The following is an 18110-nucleotide window of genomic DNA, read 5'->3' as shown; positions in this document are numbered from 1 at the left end:
CCTTGATGAACTGTGCCAGCCTGAGCCCGATATCGACAGCTTGTTACCCTGGAATTTTAAAACATAGGTGTAGTTCGCTAGACGCTCACGTTATAACATACACTTTACTTATTAATTTGTGCTAGATCAGCAAATAAGCACTTTTTATTTTTTTACATTTCCAGTAGATTGTCACCGCCGTCACACAATAGAGAAGTACAATAATATGAGCGCAGTTAGAGGCGAGTTTAGCTCTCGCTTTGGTTTTATTATGGCCGCCGCGGGTTCTGCCGTTGGTTTGGGCAATATTTGGGGATTCCCTACACAAACAGCAAGTAATGGCGGTGCTGCATTTTTAGTCGCATATTTAGTGCTTGCGTTCTTTTTAGCCTACCCCGCTTTAATGGCTGAACTTATGATTGGACGTCATGGCCAAGCAAACGCAGTGTCATCACTTCAAAAAATATCTAATAAGTCATGGCAAAAACACTTTGCTTTTGCTGTTGGTTTTGGCGGTATTTTATGCGCTGGCTTTATACTAAGCTTTTACGCCATTGTTGCCGGTTGGATGCTCAGCGCCACAGCTGAACCCATAGCCACTTTAGTTGGTGCCAACACAGCATCTACATGGTTAAGCGAGCAATCACTTACTCGAAATATTATATTCACTATGATCTTTATCGTACTAACTGTCGCTATTATAAGTAGAGGCGTTGAAAACGGTATTGAAAAGTGGTCTAAGCGTTTAATGCCTGCACTTTTAGGCATTTTATTTGCACTTATTGCTTATGTGATGACGCAAGATGGTGCTATGGAAGGCTTAAAAGCCTACTTAGTTCCTGACTTTTCATCTATTTTTGACGCAAAACTATTAGTAAGTGCACTAGGGCAAGCTTTCTTCTCTTTATCGCTTGGCACTAGCGTAATGATTATTTACGGCTCGTACATTAGTAAAAAAGAAAATCTTGTTTCTTTAGGTGCCTATGTGACCCTTATTGATGTATTTATAGCCTTTGTTGCAGGTTTACTGATTATTCCGGCTATGTACGTAGCACAAGCTCAAGGCGTTGAAATATTCTCGGCCACAACGGGTAAGCTACTCTCTGAAGATACATTAGTGTTTCAGGTACTCCCCGCTTTATTTGATGGAATGGGCGAAGTTGGCTTATTTGTGGGTTTTTCATTTTTTGCGTTAATGAGTATTGCCGCTTTAACATCATCTATTTCAATGTTAGAGGCGCCAGTATCATACACCGTAGAGCGCTTTGGGATGAAACGCGTTCAAGCAACGTGGTTAATTGGGGCGCTAATCGCTGTCGTTAGCATTACAATTGTGTGTAACCTTAGCAGCTTATTTGGCTTAGTAATCACTCTCACTACAAAAGTAGCTCAGCCTTTACTTGGTCTTATGTGTTGTATATTTGTAGGCTGGATTTGGTATAGAGGCTCATTACTAAAAGCAATTCAAGAGGGTAACCCTGAAGTTCACAATACATTGTTTTGGAAAATATGGCCTTGGTATACTAAGTTTGTATGTCCACTTGCTATTGGCATGGTGTTTTTACATTCACTATTGAGCTAAATGATACCTTAGCCTTAAAATAGTTTTAAATAAAATAGCCCACATTAGTGGGCTTTTTTATAGCTGCTTAAATTGGATTTATTGAGTGAGTTTTAAAATCATATCTTGATGAGGTATACCGTCTTCTAGATATTCACTTTTGTAATCTTCAAAGCCAAAGGAGCGGTAAAAATCAAGTAAGTAGGTTTGTGCGCCAATATAAATATCTCGTTCAGGCCACCGCTCTTTACAGCATTCTATAGCTTTACTTACAAGTACAGTGGCGTCGCCTTTGCCACGCGCACTTTTACTTACCAGTACGCGCCCTATTGCGCTGTATTGCTCATTTTTTTCATAGCATCGGGCATAAGTGTGTAGCCGCCCATTGTCTAGTGTATATAAATGCTGTGTATTTAAATCAATATCTACATCATCAAGTTCAGGGTAAGGGCACGCCTGCTCTACAACAAATACGTCTACACGTCCTCGCATAATAGTAAAAAGAGTATGCGCATCTAAAGCATTAAACTGCTCACATTTAAATTGCATTTTAAATCCTATAAACAATAAACCCAGCCTAGGCCGGGTTTAATAAAATTATTCACTTGTTAGTTTATATTAAGCAAATAAGCGCTCTAGTTGGTCGCACAACTGCGATAAATTCACGTGGTCATGCTCTATCGTTAAATCTACATAACCATCGCCTCTAAAGGCCCTGTCTAGCTCTATAAGCACGTGTGTTTTATGTGCCTCTGGTACAAATGACAACTCGATCTCTTGAATGCCAAATAAACTACGGCTATTTGGCTTATATTCAAGTTCCTGATAACAGCCCGATAACGATTGAAATGTTGAAGCGCGCAAATGGCCTTTTTCTACATCAGCCTTCATTAAGCTAAAACCTAGCTTTTCCATCGCCTGCATGCACGTTTTAACAGCTTCATTAGGGTAAATATGTAAATGGTCTTTATCGCTCGGATCAAGTGCTAAATCAATATCTAAACCTGTTTCAAGCCACACATGGGATTGATTGTAACCTGCATTAATTTCTGTAATAGGTGTTTCAGAATGAAGACGTGCTTCAAAAGGGATACTTTTAACTTCGCCCGGCTCAATTGTACCTATATCTGTAATTCGCCATTGGTCAATCACATGATTGGTAAAATAATCGCCATCATCACCTGCCACTTTAACACGGGTCATAAGTAATAAATCTAAGCCTGCAATATCTTGGCTAACATCACCTGCGGTAATGACTATTTGTGCATTAAAAAGCTGACCAGGTTGTAAGTGTTCTGTCTCTAAAACAGTATCTACTTTTGCAGCACCAATACCTACCGACGCTAAAATCTTTTTAAACATATATTTCTCCTTAAGCTGAGCGGTTCTATTATTTGCTCTTGCTTAAACTTCTTCGTTATCGCATCTTAACCATATTTAAAAGCCAATGTCAGTGAAAAAATGTTATTTACATGCTATTTACGATTAAATATATGTTTGATGCGCATTTTTTATACACAGCTAGGCAAGTATTTGATTAGACGCGTTCATTTTTAGGTCTATTTTTATTTTCAATGGTATAAATTTTTCGTTACACTGCAACCCCAAATGAAGTGATATTAAGAATTATGGAACTAATCTATTTTGCCGCCGCGTTTGTGTGTGGCTTTGCTGTTTATCAGTTAAAGCTGCCTCCTCTTATTGGATTTTTATTAGCAGGTTTTGCTTTAAATTTATCGGGTTATAAAAGTACAGAGTTGCTCGATACAATAGCAGCACTTGGCGTAACCCTTCTTCTTTTTAGTATTGGTTTAAAGCTAAAGGTAAACAGTTTAATTAAACCCCAAGTGTGGGCGCCTGCAACATTGCATATTATTTTTAGCAGCGCGCTTTTTAGTGGCTTTATGTTATTGCTTGGTGTTTTCGCTATTCCACTGTTTATTGATTTAAGTTGGCAAAGTGCTTTATTAGTTGGGTTTGCGCTTAGTTTTTCAAGTACTGTATTTGCAGTAAAAGTGCTTGAAGAACGCGGAGAAATGGCAAGCCTTCACGGTAAAATAGCCATTGGTATACTAGTCATGCAAGATATCTTTGCTGTTATCTTTTTAGCGATTAGTACAGGTAAAATTCCAAATGTATGGGCAATTGCATTAATAATTGCTCTGCCTTTATTACGACCTGTCATGTATGGCGTATTAAATCGCTCTAAACATGGTGAACTATTACCATTATTTGGTTTTTTCTTTGCTTTAGTTGCTGGTTATCATGCATTTGAATTTGCAGGATTAAAAGGCGACCTAGGCGCACTCATAATTGGGATGATGTTTGCACCACATAAAAAAGCAGGAGAACTATCAAAATCTCTGCTTAATTTAAAAGACATATTATTAGTCGGTTTTTTCTTAAGTATTGGCTTGAGCGCAGAGCTAACCACTAGCTCATTAATCGTTGCTATTATACTTGTTTTAGTTTTACCTATTAAAATAGCGCTTTATTACGTATTCACAAATATATTCAAACTACGCGCACGTACATCATTACTTACCGCCTTTAGTTTATCTAACTACAGCGAATTTGGGTTAATTGTATGTGCAGTAGCAGCTAGCACAGGCATGATCACTTCTGAGTGGCTGGCCGTAATGGCAATTGCTGTTTCTATTACCTTTGTAATTGCCTCGCCGTTAAATAAGCGCTCAAACGAGCTATACGTAAAAATAGAGCACTGGCTATTAAAGTTTGAAAGCAAAACTCGTTTAGCTGAAGAGCTACCTGTTAACCTAAACGATACTAAAATAGTCATTTTTGGTATGGGACGTATTGGTACTGGTGCTTATGAAACAATCAACGCGACTCACCCAAATGTTGTTGCAGGCATAGATATAAAACCTGAAGTGGTAGATAAGCACGTTAACAGAGGCCGCAACGTATTAATTGCTGATGCAACAGATCCTGACTTTTGGCAACGAGTAAATCATTCGCAAGTAGAAATGGTCATGCTTGCAATGCCAAAGCATATGCAAAATATTTTTGCGCTAGAGCAACTACAAGCCTCAGGTTATAAAGGCCAAGTAACAGCTATTGCAAACTACCCTGATCAACAAAAAGAGCTAGAAGAAATGGGTGTTCATTCTACTTATAACTTTTACTTAGAAGCAGGTAGTGGTTTTGCAGAGCACGTTAAACAAGAGCTATTTAACGAATAATCACTTTTTATAACGTCTATAAATAACAAAGCCTTAAAATCATTAAGGCTTTGTTATTAGTTTTTAAATGAAAAGCAATTCTATTTACATTCCTTTACAAGCCATTTCACCACGACCATAAAAAACAGGTAGACTATCCATGTTGGTTAAATAAAACCCCATGTTCTAATAATAACTTAATTAGATCCCAGCTAATTAAAGTTCAACTAGGTTTATATTAATCAACAAAAAATTATTAAATCAGAGGGCCTACTCCCTCGCAAAATAGGCTGTTTCTTGCCCGTCACAGCCTATTTTATATTTCTAAAATCCCTTACACTTACGCAGACTTTAAAACCTAAGTAACTCTTATGGATCCAAAACAATTAAAAATAGCTGTAAATACAACGATGCCTTTTGGGAAATATGCTGGGCGCCCTTTATTACTACTACCAGAACCTTATTTGGTGTGGTTCAAACAGCAGGGATTTCCTAACTCGAAACTTGGTAGCCAACTAGCGATGATGTATGAGGTTAAACTAAATGGCCTTGAGCAAATGTTAATGCCATTACTTGAAAAAAATAAAAAATAATTGAGAACTTTTTTAAATACTTGCGGTCTATTATATTGCTACTTGTTGATTTTGGTTTTTAACCGCAAAAAAAGCGCCTTAGGCGCTTTTTTTATGTCTTAAATTTAAGAGGTAAATATACAATAAATTTAGCACCACCTAAGCTTGAGCTTTCTGCTTTACACTCTCCTTGGTGCCACGACACAATTTTAGCAACTATAGCAAGCCCTAAACCAAAGCCACCAGTGTCCTTGCCTCTACTTTTATCTAATCGAGTAAAAGGCTTAAATACGTTTTCTCGCTCAACGGGGTCAATCCCTCCACCATCATCTTCAACAATCAATACTATGTGAGTTGCCTCTTGTAGCAATGAAATTTTGACTTGTTGATGAGTGTATTTGAGCGCATTGCCAATTAAATTTTGAAATACTCGCGCCATAAAGTGGCTATCACAGTAGTAGTTTAAATGCTCAGGGAGGTTTATAGAGAGCGTTGTTCTAGCTTCAAAATTTAGCTTTTCAACAGTGGTTTTTACCAGCCCAGCTAAATCGCAGTTTATTGGCTGTAAACTTGGTTGTTGAGAGTCTAATCGCGCGTATTCAAGCATTTCAGAGACAAGTGACTCAAGCTCGCTAATGTCTGTTTGCATGTTTGTTAGGTATTTTTCGCCTTTTTCGTCAAGCATTTGTTCTTGTAGCATGACTATTGCAAACTTTAAACGTGCTAGTGGTGTTCTAAACTCATGCGACACCGATGAGGTAAGCTCTTGCTGCGCACTAAGTAAAAACTCAATACGTTGCTGCATTACCTTTAATGTATCAGTTATAGGTAAAAAGAAAGACTTAGAAGAGTCATTTAGTTGAAAGTCTTGCAAACCCTCTACCGCTTCACACGCTTTACGTAGCTTTGCAAAGTCACGCCAGAGTAAAAAGCTCCATAGCCCAACTGGTATACCTACAATAATAAGTAGTAATAAATACGGCCAAACAGAAGATGATTCTTGCGTTAATACGCCTACCGGTCCTACTTGAAGTAATGAATCATTACCGAGATCTACATACCAAACAATGCGTTGTTGCTTATCATACAAATATAAGTAGTGGTTTTGATTTAGCTGCGATTGTTGTTTTTGAGGAAGTATTAAATCACGTCGTTCAATCACTTTACTTTCAAAGTTATGCTTTAGTTTTTTAAGACCATTTGGGGTTTGTGAAAGCAACCACAGTGATTGCCCAAACTCATCGTCTAAGAAGACCTGCTGCTGCGACTCTTCATAGGGCCACAGCTGCTCAATAACACCACTTACAACAAATAATGAAACAATGATATATAAGTATAAGCTGGTAAACAGTTTTCCCATTACAGCCGATTAACCTTAAATAGTTCTAAAGATCCCATGCATCAGAAACAAATAAATAGCCTTGTCCCCATACGGTTTTTATACGATACGGCTTATCACTATTATCGCCTAATTTTTTACGAATTCGTGATACGCGTACATCCACAGTTCTATCAAGTCCGTCGTATTGACGGCCAATCATATGTTGGTGCACATGTTCTCTGCTTAGTACTTCACCCGCATTTGACGCTAATAGCCATAGTAGTTCAAACTCGTGCGAAGTTAATACAATCTCTGAATCACTTAGTTTTACAATACGGCTTGTTTTATCGATGACTAAATCACCAAACTGCAGTTCTTCACTAGACTTTACTATTGGTTGCCCACGTCGTAGTAATGCATTGATCCGCGCTAGTAATACACGTGGCTCTGCTGGTTTTATTACATAATCATCAGCACCAAGTTCTAAACCAAGCACTTGGTCGAAGTCTTCACCTTTAGCAGTCAACATTAAAATTGGTAGAGTAAATTTATCTCTTACTTGGCGGCAAACGCTAAAGCCATCTTTACCTGGCAGCATAACGTCTAGAATCATTAAATCGGGTGTATTGTTTTCTAGGTAATTAAACACTTCGTCACCACGCTCTAACACTTCGACTTCAAGGCCATTATGTTCAAGGTAATCTTTTGTTAGCTGTTGTAAACCGAGATCATCTTCAACAAGTAAAATTTTTGGCATTAGTTGCTCCTAAATTAAAAAAAGCTCCACGGAGAGCGAAGCCTACGCCTATTTTTTTTAGCATGGGCGCTTTGTACTTCAACCTGTGTTTTTGCTATTAACACACCCGTATGAGGATTGATTAAGGAGTATATGGTCTCCACCTGAACACGCGCTTTATAATTAAATTGCCCAGAACGCTGCTGCTGCCAGCATTGAAGTAGTTGTTCTTGTTGATACAAACAGACATCACTATAGGTGTTTAATAGCCATTTAAACTGTAAATCAAGATCGCAAAAATCCTGCTGTTCGGAAACCACGCAGACTTTTGGAGAAACACTAAAAACAGGGGTTTGTGCCACACTAAAACCACTAAAAAAAGTGGTAATAAACACAACTAATATTGAATACTTCATATTAAAAAGTACGATCGAATCCTATAAATGCAGTCATTGAATAAGTACGTTCAAAGAGCGGACTGCCATCCATAGCCGAATAGTCGTAATATGCTACATGAAAACGAAGAGAGTCAGCCTTACTCAGTGGCCAACGGGCGTCGATTTTAGCATAAGGTTGCCAACTACTACCAACGTCTATTTTGCCAAATTGAGTTTCACCCTCATTAAGTCCATAAAAATAGCTATTTAGTTCCGCAGATTTATAGTTTATTCCAAGTGTTGGCTTTATTTTAAGCTTTCCTAGCACAGTATGATATTGCCACTGCAATGCACCGCGTACACCTCGATAAACATCGGTTATATCATGCAGAGCCTGAACTGAAAAAACATGGTCATCATTTACATAGTGATATGCAATACCCGCATCCAAGGCAATTTGCCGTTTATGCAAATTATCAATATCAGCGTAGCGAGAGGACGAGGCTTCATTTTGCATTACAAACTGATTATTAAGAGCACTACTTTGCAATGCAAATACATTTTTAGGGTGCCAGTCTATAAAAAAGCGAGATTCAGAGTTGAGTTCACTAACTAGATTAAAGTGATGCTTTGGGGATTGTGAAAATGAATAGCCAAGGCGGCCATTATCAAAAAACCATTGCTCTGCATAAAACGCAATTTGTGGAATAAGCACAAGCGGAATATTATCTCCACCATGCAAAGGGTTGGTTATAACTCCAGCCCCAACGCTTAAACTCAAATGCAGGCGATCAGTTGTTATATCTTGCTCTGTATAATCGTCAGCATGCTTGCTTGCCTGTGTTGCTTGCACCGAAAGGCAAGCAAACAAAGTGCTAAAACATAGAGCAGTTAATAAGGAGAAGGAATACCGCATCAGCGTACATCAAAGTATTAAATTAAGTAAGTTCCCCATACTAGCAAGGTCTTTTTAAACTAGCTCTAGCTGGTTACAATTATTCACAATTTGTATACAAAAATGTTAACTTTTGTGTTTTTGAAGTGACAAACCCTTCAAATTAGTTATGTGCGTTGGCTAAGCTGGCACTGCTTTGAGAAACTTTGGAAATGAGGGATAACCTCGCAAATGCTTTAATTCAAATAAAATCTGCAGGAAGCCAACTCTAACAACTTTTTTTTATTAACCTTACAAGCTACTAGGTTACCAAAGTTAATAGCGGCTTTAGCCGTAATAAATCAAGCTTCTGATGCTTATTAAATATCAGGGGCTATTTCTATTCGGTTTCGGCCATGTGTTTTTGCGATATATAAGGCTCTATCTGCACGCTCAACTAAAACTGAGCTATTAGTAAATGGACGTAAAATAGCTAAACCAAAACTTGCAGAAATAGCACGTTTAGCTGTTATATCATGCTTTTTACGAATCGCTAATTTCGCAATAGCTAAACGTATACAATCGGCAAACGCTATTATATCGTTAATAGTGTCAAAATAAGCTGTTATACAAAACTCTTCGCCACCGTATCTATATATATTTGCTGTTTCAGTTGTATTTTCTCTCACTTTTTTGGCAACTAACCTCAACACTTCGTCACCCTTTTGATGACCAAAGTCATCGTTAAAACGTTTAAAGTGATCAATATCAAACATAATTAGTACGGCAAGAGAATCTTCCTGTGCTTTCTCTGAGTATTCAAAACAAAATTTTACGATATCTGAATCAAACTTACCTCGGTTATAAAACCCCGTAAGCGTGTCGGTATCAGCTGCTTCTTTTGAAATATTAAGTGCTTCTTTTAAATCTTTTATTTCGTTGTAAGCAACAGCTAACTTAGTTTGAAATTCTCTAGCATAATCCTGCATAGCAATAGAATCGTCGGTTAAGCGCTCTACACAACCTAATATTTCATTATAAGAATTTACATCAGCAAGCATATTTAATTCATTTTGTGAATCAACTAAACTTGTTGTAAAGCTTTTGGAATGCTCAAGCGTGGTGCTTATATCTTGCTGGACTTGCTCCATAGTTGTATGGAACTTTTCAGTCATTTCTTGAAAGAAAGCCAGATCGTCTTGCGTTAAATGCTTATCAAAAATTTCTTTTGCTTTGTCTTGTGAGCATGTTTGTTGCTCAGCAATAACATGGTCTAATTCAGCATTTAATGAAGGGTTACTCCCTTGAATGTAACAGTACCAAATTGCATAGTTGATAGGCGTAACCGGCATGCGGTATTTTACCATCAAAGGAATCGCCTTTTTAAGGCATTGAGCAGAATGAGCAAGTGATACGGCGTGGTTCATAAATAAACTCTCAAGCGTCATTGTTTTTATTATTAGCACTCAATGTTAAGTAATAGTAAACTCATACGCAACCTATATTAATACTATTTAACTAATTTGCTTGCTCTGTGTGCATATTAAATTGCTTTTGCTTCTAAAGTTTGCGCAATATTCCACAACGCACTGATTGCAGGGTCATTTAACTCTTTTCTTAATACCGCCAAACCGATATCAAACCCTTCAGGTGCTTGCATTTTTGGTGTTAGGATTTGTACCTTATCTTGCAGCGGGCTGTTATCTAGCACTATTTTAGGGACCATTGCGACGCCTAGCCCTAAGCTCACCATAGATACCATTGCTTCATGTCCTGCAACTTGGGCGTAGATTTTTCCGTGAATATTATTTTTGCGCCACCAGTGCTCTAACCTTTGGCGAGAAAAACCTTGTTCTGGGACAATAAACTCTAAATCAGACCAATTAATGTCATCACTATTTTGTGTAAGCTTTTGTGTGATCGGACATTGAATTTTTGGGCCAATTAATAAAAGTGGTGAGTGCCCAATATCAACAAAGGCAATTTGCGACGGTAATTTATTAGGCTTAGCTGCAATTGCCATTAATTCGTGGCCATCTAGGACACGATTTATAGCAAGTGCTGGGTCACCGGTATTTAATGTTATTTCTATGTACTGATGCTGCGCACGAAGTTGTTCTAATATTTGATGTAAAAAACTATAAGATGCAGTTACAGAACAATAAATACTTACTTTGCCGTAAATATGCTGTTGTGGGTCTTTTACATTCGTTTTAAAACGTTGCCAATTAGCAAGCGTTGCCGTTGCGTAATCAATAAAGGACTCCCCCTCACGCGTTAATTTAACGCTTCGGTTATCGCGGATAAACAATGCTACTCCAACTTCTTCTTCCAAATGTTTTATATTTCGGCTCAAAGTGGGTGCGCTTATGTGGCAAAGCTCACTTGCGCGCCCAAAGTGAAGTGTTTTAGCCAACGCTAAAAAGTAGTTTAAGTGCTTATGTTCCATCCAACCCCCTGCATTTCATATTATGAAACACTTTAATTCAAATATATCATTTTACGCAAGCAACGATTTTACATATGGTGTTTGTAAGCGCAGTAAACATTGCGCATCTAACAAACATGACTTTATAGGACACTAACAATGGCGAATTATTTCAATACCTTACCTTTACGCGAGCAATTAGCGCAATTAGCGCAATGTGAATTTATGGACGCAGGCGAATTTGCCGATGGCGTTGATGCACTTAAAGGTAAAAAACTAGTTATTGTAGGCTGTGGCGCACAAGGTTTAAACCAAGGCTTAAACTTACGTGACTCTGGTTTAGATGTTTCTTACACATTACGCGCATCAGCTATTTCTGAGCGTCGCCAATCATTTTTGAACGCATCTGAAAACGGCTTTACTGTTGGCACTTACGAAGAACTAATCCCAACAGCTGATGTAGTACTTAATTTAACACCAGATAAGCAACATACTGCTGTAGTAAGTGCAATTATGCCGCTTATGAAAAAAGGCTCTACACTTGCCTACTCTCATGGCTTTAATATTGTTGAAGAAGGCATGCAAGTACGTGAAGACATTACTGTAATCATGGTTGCGCCTAAGTGTCCTGGTTCTGAAGTACGTGAAGAATACAAACGCGGTTTTGGTGTACCAACTCTAATTGCTGTTCACCCAGAAAATGACCCTCAAGGTCATGGTTTAGCACAAGCTAAAGCGTATGCAGCAGGGACTGGCGGACACCGTGCAGGAGTACTTAAATCATCATTTATTGCTGAAGTTAAGTCAGACCTAATGGGCGAGCAAACCATTTTATGTGGCATGTTACAAACTGGCTCTATTTTATGTTTTGATAAAATGATAGAAAAAGGCGTTGATGCGGGTTATGCATCAAAGCTAATTCAATACGGCTGGGAAGTAATTACCGAAGCACTTAAGTACGGCGGCGTTACAAACATGCTTGACCGCCTTTCAAACCCTGCAAAAGTAAAAGCGTTCGAACTAAGCGAAGAGCTAAAACTAATTATGCGCCCGCTTTATAATAAGCATCAAGATGACATCATCGACGGCACTTTCTCACGCACTATGATGGAAGACTGGAATAACGATGACGTAAACTTACTTAAATGGCGCGCTGAAACAGCAGAGACTAACTTTGAAAAGACCCCTGCTGGCGATGTAGAAATCTCAGAACAGGAATTTTTTGATAACGGTATTTTAATGGTAGCAATGGTAAAAGCAGGTGTTGAACTTGCTTTTGAAACCATGACAGCAGCCGGTATTATTGAAGAGTCAGCTTACTACGAGTCTTTACATGAAACGCCATTAATTGCTAATACTATTGCACGCAAAAAGCTTTTTGAAATGAACCGTACAATTTCTGACACTGCAGAGTATGGATGTTACCTATATAACCATGCATGTTTGCCATTACTTGCAGATTTTATGAAAAAAATTGATACAGATGTCATTGGTAAAGGCCTTGGCGAGCACAGTAACCAAGTTGATAACCAAACATTAATTCAAATTAACGCCGCCCTTCGTGAACACCCAGTTGAAAAAGTAGGTGCTAAATTACGTGGCTACATGTCAGCAATGAAAAAGATTGTTTAACCCTAAACGATAAATGTTTCGCTTGTTAGAAACCAAGCCCATATGCTTTGCTTATGGGCTTTTTTATGCATATTCATAAAACTTTAACCATAACACGCTACCTTCTATTCATTTCACAGTAGGCAATATCTAGCTCTAAATAAATAATGTGCTAGTATAGTCCTCTACTCAGTTGTAAAATTAACTAATATCATGACGATACAAAACCTTTCTATTACTCAAAAAATCACAGCTTTAGGCAGTGTTATTGCTATATGCGTAGCGGCACTGATTGGCTTGACCTCTTTATACAGCTCTAAAGACATAATTGAGCAACGTATGATCGAGTCAGAGCTACCTAGTAAACTGCAAACAATCAGTAATCATATAGGCGGTGAAATTAATGAGTTACTTGGTGCTGCTCAGCAACTATCATCAAACGAATTTGTTTTACAGTGGGCTCAGTCTAGTAATCAAGACGACACCTTATTATTAAAAGAATTAAATCGCGTTGCCCAGCAATACGATTTAGCAACAGCATCTTGGGCAAATAGAGACACTGCACAGTACTGGAACCAGAATGGGTTTTTGCGTGTGTTAAAAAATGATGCAGCCGATGGCTGGTTCTTTGCTTTTAAGCAATCAAAACAACCTTATTCTATCAGTATTTATCAAGAGTCAGCCAATGATGTGAAAATGTTTGTAAATCATCAGCAAGCTAATGGTACTGGTTTAGCAGGTCTTGCAAAAAGCATCACTGATATGCAAAAGCTATTACAGCAATTTAAAATTGAGCAAACAGGTTTTGTATTTATTGCAGATAAAAATGGATTAATTCAACTTCATAAAGATGCCAATAAAGTAGCAAAAGCAAATATTGACGATTTATATACTGCAAATATTCACAGCCAACTATTTAATAGTAATGGCTTTGCACTAGAAGAAATTAGCTTAAATGGCGAACCTACTCTTATAGCTGCAACCCCAATTAAAAACACTGACTTATATGTTGTAGCTCAAGTACCAAAAAGTGAAGTATTCGCAAGTGTAAACACCCTACAATGGCAAATATTTACTTTTACAGTAATTACCGCGTTAGTTGCTAGCTTGATTAGTTACTTACTTGCTCGCTCTCTTTCATCTCCACTTTCTAAAATGGCTGAGTTATTTTCACGCTTAGGCTCTGGCGATGCAAACTTAGCGTACCGCTTACCAGAATCAAGCCAACCAGAGCTCAACAATCTAAGTAATGGCTTTAACCAGTTTATAAATAAAATAGAAACAGCGATTACTCAAGTTGCCAGTGAAAGCCACGATATTCGCCAAAGTTCTGATCATGTATTTGAACAGGCAAAACGAAACTCGCAAGCAATTGATAATCAAAAAGAGCAAACAATATCTGTCGCAGCAGCTATCAACGAAATGGGCGCTACAGTGCAAGAAATAGCACAAAGCGCAGCGAATACAGCTAAGTTAACCGATAACAGCCGTGAGAACACCATTCAAAGCCACAAACAAGTATTACAAAGCCAGGCAACTATCTCAGCCCTAGCTAGCGATATTGATGGCATAACAGAGCAAGTTACTTTGCTTTCTAAAAAAACGGTTGATATAGCAAGTATTGTGGATTCAATTAGAGGGATATCGGATCAGACTAATCTACTTGCTTTAAACGCGGCAATTGAATCTGCTCGCGCAGGTGAGCACGGCCGAGGCTTTGCTGTTGTTGCTGATGAAGTACGCGCTCTGGCAAACCGTACATCGCAATCAACCACCGAAATTCAATCTATGATTGAAGAGCTTACAAGAATATCTGATGATGTAGTTAACGATATTAGCCAATCAAAAGATAAAGCGCAGCAAAGCGTTGGAGCCATGCAAAGCTCAGTAGAATTACTCGATGCGATAGCCGAAACAGCTAATCAAATAAACGATATGGCTACGCTTATTGCAACTGCTACCGAACAGCAAAGTAATGTGGTTGCTGATGTAGGTCGTAACATAGAGCAAATAAGTGAAATTAGCGATAAAGCAATGAGCGAGCAAATCAATACAGAGCAAGCTATTCGTGACTTGGCAAACAGCGCTCAAACACTCGATGCACTTGTCGCTACCTTTGAAAAACATCGCTAAGCAGCTATAACGGCTATATTTCCTTTGTGAGCAAAAGCTATATTAAAAGCTAGCTTTTGCCCACAGCGAATAAGGTTTAATCTAAGTAAATTAACTAAATGATTTTAGTGTCGCCGGTATTAAATGCTAAAACGTATGCTTCTTTTTTGGCTCTAGGAAGCTTTTTTAATTGATACTCAAGTTTACTTGCTTCACTTTTATTACCAACTGGTTGTTGATGGATAAGTACAAGCGGCCCTTTCCCTCTAAGGTTTTTGGCCCCTTTGCCGGCTTGATGAGTTGCAAAGCGTTTTTCAACATTAGTCGTGATCCCTGTGTACCAATGACCAAATCGTGTCTCAACTATATATAAAAACCAAGTAGACTCCGTTTTTAAAATATTCGTTTCGATGTGCTGTAAACTTTTTTCATTATTAATGGTCAAAACATTACCTTAACGCCCTTAACATAAAACAATTGCTTAAAAGGGTTTTACCTTCAGTGACTAATCGGTATCATGCAGATTATAAAAAATAAGGATCACAACTAACAATGCAGTCGTTAAAAACTTTTTCTCTTTGGCTTATCGTTGCTTTAACACTTAGCTCAGCAGCAGGTTGCTCTAGCTGGGTATACCGAATTAACATCCCCCAAGGCAACTTTTTAGAGCAATCGGATGTTGAAAAACTTCGTGTAAATATGACTCGAGAGCAAGTTGTTTACGTATTAGGCAGACCTATTGCCGAGGACGCCTTTGATAACAATACTTGGCGTTATATTTACAGCTTTAATAAGGGCCGTAAAAACGAGCAAAATAAAGAGTTAGTAATTAACTTTGAAAATGAAAAGTTAGTTTCAATCTCAGGGGATTATGACCAACCTGAAAACTTTACTACACCGCTCGAGCAATAAATTTCTCAAGTGGTAAAAAAAGGTGAGCATGGCTCACCTTTTTTATTGGTTTATTTAAAAGCTTTTACCATTTTAAACAACGTTAGCGTGTGATTTAATCCGTTAAATTTTTCCACGTTTATACCGATTTGCGTTACTTTTCGAGTGGGCGGCCACCCGTTATTTTATTTGCACGCCCCTCTTCTTTAGCTTTTTCTGCACGCTTTCTACGCGCATCTTTAGGATCTGCAATTAATGGACGATATATTTCTATACGGTCACCGTCTTTTAATTCATAGTTAGCTTTTACAGTTCGATTCCACACACCTAACGTTAGCGATGTAGCATCTATCTCAGGGCACTTTTGTATAATACCTGACTGAATAACAGCTTGCTCGACTGTAGTCCCTTGTGGCACTTCAATTGATAAACACGTGGCCGTGGTTGGTAATGCAAAGACCACCTCAACATTAATCATGCTCTCGCTCCATAAACCTGTTTTGCACGTTGAGTAAATGCACTCACCATATTTTTTGCAACATCGTTAAAAATCTTACCAAAGGCAAGCTCTATTAACTTATTTGAGAATTCAAATTCTAGTTGCAAGTGAACTTTACATGCTTTGGCGTCAAGCTCTTGAAAGTGCCAACGTCCTTTTAACATCTTAAATGGTCCATCAACAAGGCTTAGTAACACTGTTTGCTCATCAACAAAGGTGTTTTCGGTGGTAAACCACTTTTTTATACCCGCCTTGGATATTTCTAAACTCGCGGTCATGTTATTATCATGCTGTGAAACAATTTTTGAGTCTGAGCAATTTGGTAAAAACTGCGAATAAGCTTCTACATCATTAACTAGATCAAACATCTCTTTAGTGCTGTACATAACCAGCGCACTTTTTTCTATTTGTGGCATACTCACTCCCAACTGTGTGGGCGAATTTTAGCAAGCTTTGCGCGTTTCCCCAAATTTTCATGCTGCTTAAATTAAAGCTTAATTTTTAAAAGCATTATTAAAAAATCGATGTAAAACATCTCACATTACGTATATTATAGGGCACTATGGCTAAGAAAAATTCATCAAAATCGACAAGTAATACCATCGCGCTAAACAAAAAAGCGCGACATGAGTATTTTTTACACGATAAGTTTGAAGCAGGTGTTGAACTACAAGGCTGGGAAGTAAAAAGTATCCGAGCAGGTAAGGTAAACATCACCGAAACTTATATTCATCTTAAAAATGGCGAAGCATTTTTGCTTGGCGCGCAAATCCAACCACTTAATAGTGCATCAACCCATGTAATTTGCGATCCGTTGCGTTATCGTAAGTTACTATTAAGCAGACGCGAACTTGACCGTCTACTCGGTGCAACAGAGCGAGATGGCTATTCATTAATAGCTACAGCTATGTACTGGAAAAAATGTTGGGTAAAACTTGAATTTCATCTAGCAAAAGGTAAAAAGTTGCACGATAAACGTGACGACGGGAAAAATAAAGATTGGTCTCGCGAAAAAGAACGTTTAATGAAACACAAAGTATAAGCACAGCGCCTAACTAACAAGTTAGGCGTTTTTTTTATTACGCGGATTCAAATCTGAAGTGCATAACGTTTAGGCGGCTTTAGCCGCCAAGTGATCCTGCATCAATTTTGCAGGCGTTTCAAATCCAAGTGTCTTCCTCGGACGATTATTAAGTTGCTCAAGTACTGGTATAACTTGCGCTGGTGTTACCGCCTTAAAATCTGTGCTCTTCGGCCAATACTGGCGTAGTAATCCATTCGTGTTTTCATTCAATCCGCGCTCCCATGAGTGATAAGGGTGAGCAAAATAAACAGGAACACTTAAAGCCTCTGTGATTTGCTCGTGATAAGCGAACTCTTTTCCATTGTCAGCCGTGATGGTATGAAGCGCTGACCTATATGGCCTTAATAGTTCTATCGTCGCCGCAGTGACGGCTTGTGCTGTTTTGCCTGCCACCTGCGTTGATACAGTGAATTGGGTGACCCGCTCTACAATGGTAACAAGGGCGCCTCGATGACCTTTACCTATGACGGTATCTATTTCCCAATCTCCGATACGACCTTTCTCATCAACTATTTGTGGGCGTTCTTCAATGCTAACGCGATTTTTTATTTGCCCTCGGTTTGTTTTACCATGACTGCGCTTGTGATATTTCTTACCGTGTCGGCGCAGATGTAGGTATAACTCACCACCTGCTTTTTTATCTTCCCAGATATACAGATAAATGCATTCATGGCTGACAGACCGTTCACTTTCTTTACGCAACCATCCCGTTATTTGTTCAGGGCTCCACTTCTCATTAAGCTTCTGGGTAATTAAAGCCATCATTTCAGGTGTCATCTTAAGCGGTTTTCTTACACTTCTTCGGCGAAACAAAGCCCGCTCATGAGCTTGTTTGTGTCTGTAACCTCGCTTACCTGTATTTCTAGAAAGCTCTCTTGAAATC

The 18110-nt window shown here is 38.4% G+C and carries 19 protein-coding genes; 7 read left to right on the top strand and 12 right to left on the bottom strand.

Annotated elements, in window-relative coordinates; genetic code table 11:
* Positions 1-205: 205 nt before the first annotated feature.
* Positions 206-1561 carry a sodium-dependent transporter gene (locus tag GQR47_RS19435; RefSeq protein ID WP_154903581.1) on the top strand — a complete coding sequence of 452 codons (1356 nt, stop codon included), beginning with the start codon at positions 206-208 and terminating at the stop codon, positions 1559-1561.
* 78 nt (positions 1562-1639) lie between these two features.
* Here the strand turns inward: GQR47_RS19435 and GQR47_RS19430 are convergent, their stop codons facing one another.
* Both GQR47_RS19430 and GQR47_RS19425 read right to left on the bottom strand, forming a co-directional pair.
* Complete coding sequence (locus GQR47_RS19430) at positions 1640-2089, bottom strand: GNAT family N-acetyltransferase (protein WP_004335742.1); 450 nt, start codon at positions 2087-2089, stop codon at positions 1640-1642.
* Between the two features lie 69 nt (positions 2090-2158).
* Positions 2159-2902 (bottom strand): sporulation protein, encoded by a 744-nt coding sequence (locus GQR47_RS19425; protein WP_004335740.1) that lies wholly within the window; start codon positions 2900-2902, stop codon positions 2159-2161.
* 266 nt (positions 2903-3168) lie between these two features.
* On the opposite strand from GQR47_RS19425, the gene GQR47_RS19420 reads away from it, so the two are divergent.
* Together GQR47_RS19420 and GQR47_RS19415 are read left to right on the top strand one after the other, a co-directional pair.
* Entirely contained in the window at positions 3169-4743 is a 1575-nt protein-coding gene (locus GQR47_RS19420; protein WP_004335737.1) for a cation:proton antiporter family protein, read from the top strand.
* Positions 4744-5093: 350 nt separating this feature from the next.
* Entirely contained in the window at positions 5094-5315 is a 222-nt protein-coding gene (locus GQR47_RS19415; RefSeq protein WP_024594942.1) for a DUF3820 family protein, read from the top strand.
* A 91-nt stretch (positions 5316-5406) separates the two neighbouring features.
* Here GQR47_RS19415 and GQR47_RS19410 read toward each other — a convergent pair whose 3' ends face one another.
* The 6 genes from GQR47_RS19410 to ilvY all read right to left on the bottom strand — a co-directional run bounded on the left by GQR47_RS19410 (position 5407) and on the right by ilvY (position 11051).
* The gene (locus tag GQR47_RS19410) at positions 5407-6654 is read right to left on the bottom strand and encodes an ATP-binding protein (RefSeq protein WP_024594943.1); all 1248 of its coding nucleotides are present in this window, start codon (positions 6652-6654) and stop codon (positions 5407-5409) included.
* A gap of 25 nt (positions 6655-6679) precedes the next feature.
* Positions 6680-7372, bottom strand: coding sequence for a response regulator (locus tag GQR47_RS19405; RefSeq protein ID WP_024589922.1), 693 nt, complete (start codon positions 7370-7372; stop codon positions 6680-6682).
* A 14-nt stretch (positions 7373-7386) separates the two neighbouring features.
* Positions 7387-7767 carry a DUF3019 domain-containing protein gene (locus GQR47_RS19400; protein WP_024594944.1) on the bottom strand — a complete coding sequence of 127 codons (381 nt, stop codon included), beginning with the start codon at positions 7765-7767 and terminating at the stop codon, positions 7387-7389.
* 1 nt (position 7768) lies between these two features.
* Complete coding sequence (locus GQR47_RS19395) at positions 7769-8581, bottom strand: MipA/OmpV family protein (RefSeq protein WP_024594945.1); 813 nt, start codon at positions 8579-8581, stop codon at positions 7769-7771.
* Positions 8582-8982: 401 nt separating this feature from the next.
* Positions 8983-10029, bottom strand: a complete 1047-nt coding sequence (locus tag GQR47_RS19390; protein WP_024594946.1) for a GGDEF domain-containing protein — start codon at positions 10027-10029, stop codon at positions 8983-8985.
* A 116-nt stretch (positions 10030-10145) separates the two neighbouring features.
* Positions 10146-11051: an HTH-type transcriptional activator IlvY gene (ilvY, locus tag GQR47_RS19385; protein ID WP_024594947.1), complete on the bottom strand. Its 906-nt coding sequence runs from the start codon at positions 11049-11051 to the stop codon at positions 10146-10148.
* A gap of 138 nt (positions 11052-11189) precedes the next feature.
* Between ilvY and ilvC the strand changes: the two genes are divergently transcribed.
* Positions 11190-12662, top strand: a complete 1473-nt coding sequence (ilvC, locus tag GQR47_RS19380; RefSeq protein WP_004335714.1) for a ketol-acid reductoisomerase — start codon at positions 11190-11192, stop codon at positions 12660-12662.
* 192 nt (positions 12663-12854) lie between these two features.
* The gene (locus tag GQR47_RS19375) at positions 12855-14774 is read left to right on the top strand and encodes a methyl-accepting chemotaxis protein (protein WP_024594785.1); all 1920 of its coding nucleotides are present in this window, start codon (positions 12855-12857) and stop codon (positions 14772-14774) included.
* 94 nt (positions 14775-14868) lie between these two features.
* Here the strand turns inward: GQR47_RS19375 and GQR47_RS19370 are convergent, their stop codons facing one another.
* On the bottom strand, positions 14869-15198 hold the full coding sequence (locus GQR47_RS19370) for a GIY-YIG nuclease family protein (protein WP_165724375.1): 330 nt from the start codon (positions 15196-15198) through the stop codon (positions 14869-14871).
* A 107-nt stretch (positions 15199-15305) separates the two neighbouring features.
* Between GQR47_RS19370 and bamE the strand changes: the two genes are divergently transcribed.
* Positions 15306-15665 (top strand): outer membrane protein assembly factor BamE, encoded by a 360-nt coding sequence (gene bamE, locus GQR47_RS19365; protein WP_004335706.1) that lies wholly within the window; start codon positions 15306-15308, stop codon positions 15663-15665.
* A 133-nt stretch (positions 15666-15798) separates the two neighbouring features.
* Here bamE and GQR47_RS19360 read toward each other — a convergent pair whose 3' ends face one another.
* Both GQR47_RS19360 and GQR47_RS19355 read right to left on the bottom strand, forming a co-directional pair.
* Positions 15799-16122, bottom strand: a complete 324-nt coding sequence (locus GQR47_RS19360; RefSeq protein ID WP_004335703.1) for an RnfH family protein — start codon at positions 16120-16122, stop codon at positions 15799-15801.
* On the bottom strand, positions 16119-16559 hold the full coding sequence (locus GQR47_RS19355; RefSeq protein WP_024594788.1) for a type II toxin-antitoxin system RatA family toxin: 441 nt from the start codon (positions 16557-16559) through the stop codon (positions 16119-16121). The genes GQR47_RS19360 and GQR47_RS19355 overlap by 4 nt, the downstream gene beginning before the upstream one ends.
* A gap of 146 nt (positions 16560-16705) precedes the next feature.
* Between GQR47_RS19355 and smpB the strand changes: the two genes are divergently transcribed.
* Positions 16706-17185, top strand: a complete 480-nt coding sequence (gene smpB / locus GQR47_RS19350; protein ID WP_004335699.1) for an SsrA-binding protein SmpB — start codon at positions 16706-16708, stop codon at positions 17183-17185.
* A 69-nt stretch (positions 17186-17254) separates the two neighbouring features.
* Here smpB and GQR47_RS19345 read toward each other — a convergent pair.
* The coding region (locus GQR47_RS19345; protein ID WP_165724373.1) for an IS30 family transposase at positions 17255-18110 on the bottom strand (856 nt) is incomplete at its 5' end.

The sequence above is a fragment of the Pseudoalteromonas sp. Z1A2 genome, assembly GCF_011378755.1.
In the GTDB taxonomy this organism is placed as follows: domain Bacteria; phylum Pseudomonadota; class Gammaproteobacteria; order Enterobacterales; family Alteromonadaceae; genus Pseudoalteromonas; species Pseudoalteromonas distincta.
Note: the sequence above shows the minus strand (reverse complement) of the source record. Positions and strands in the feature narration are given on the sequence as shown.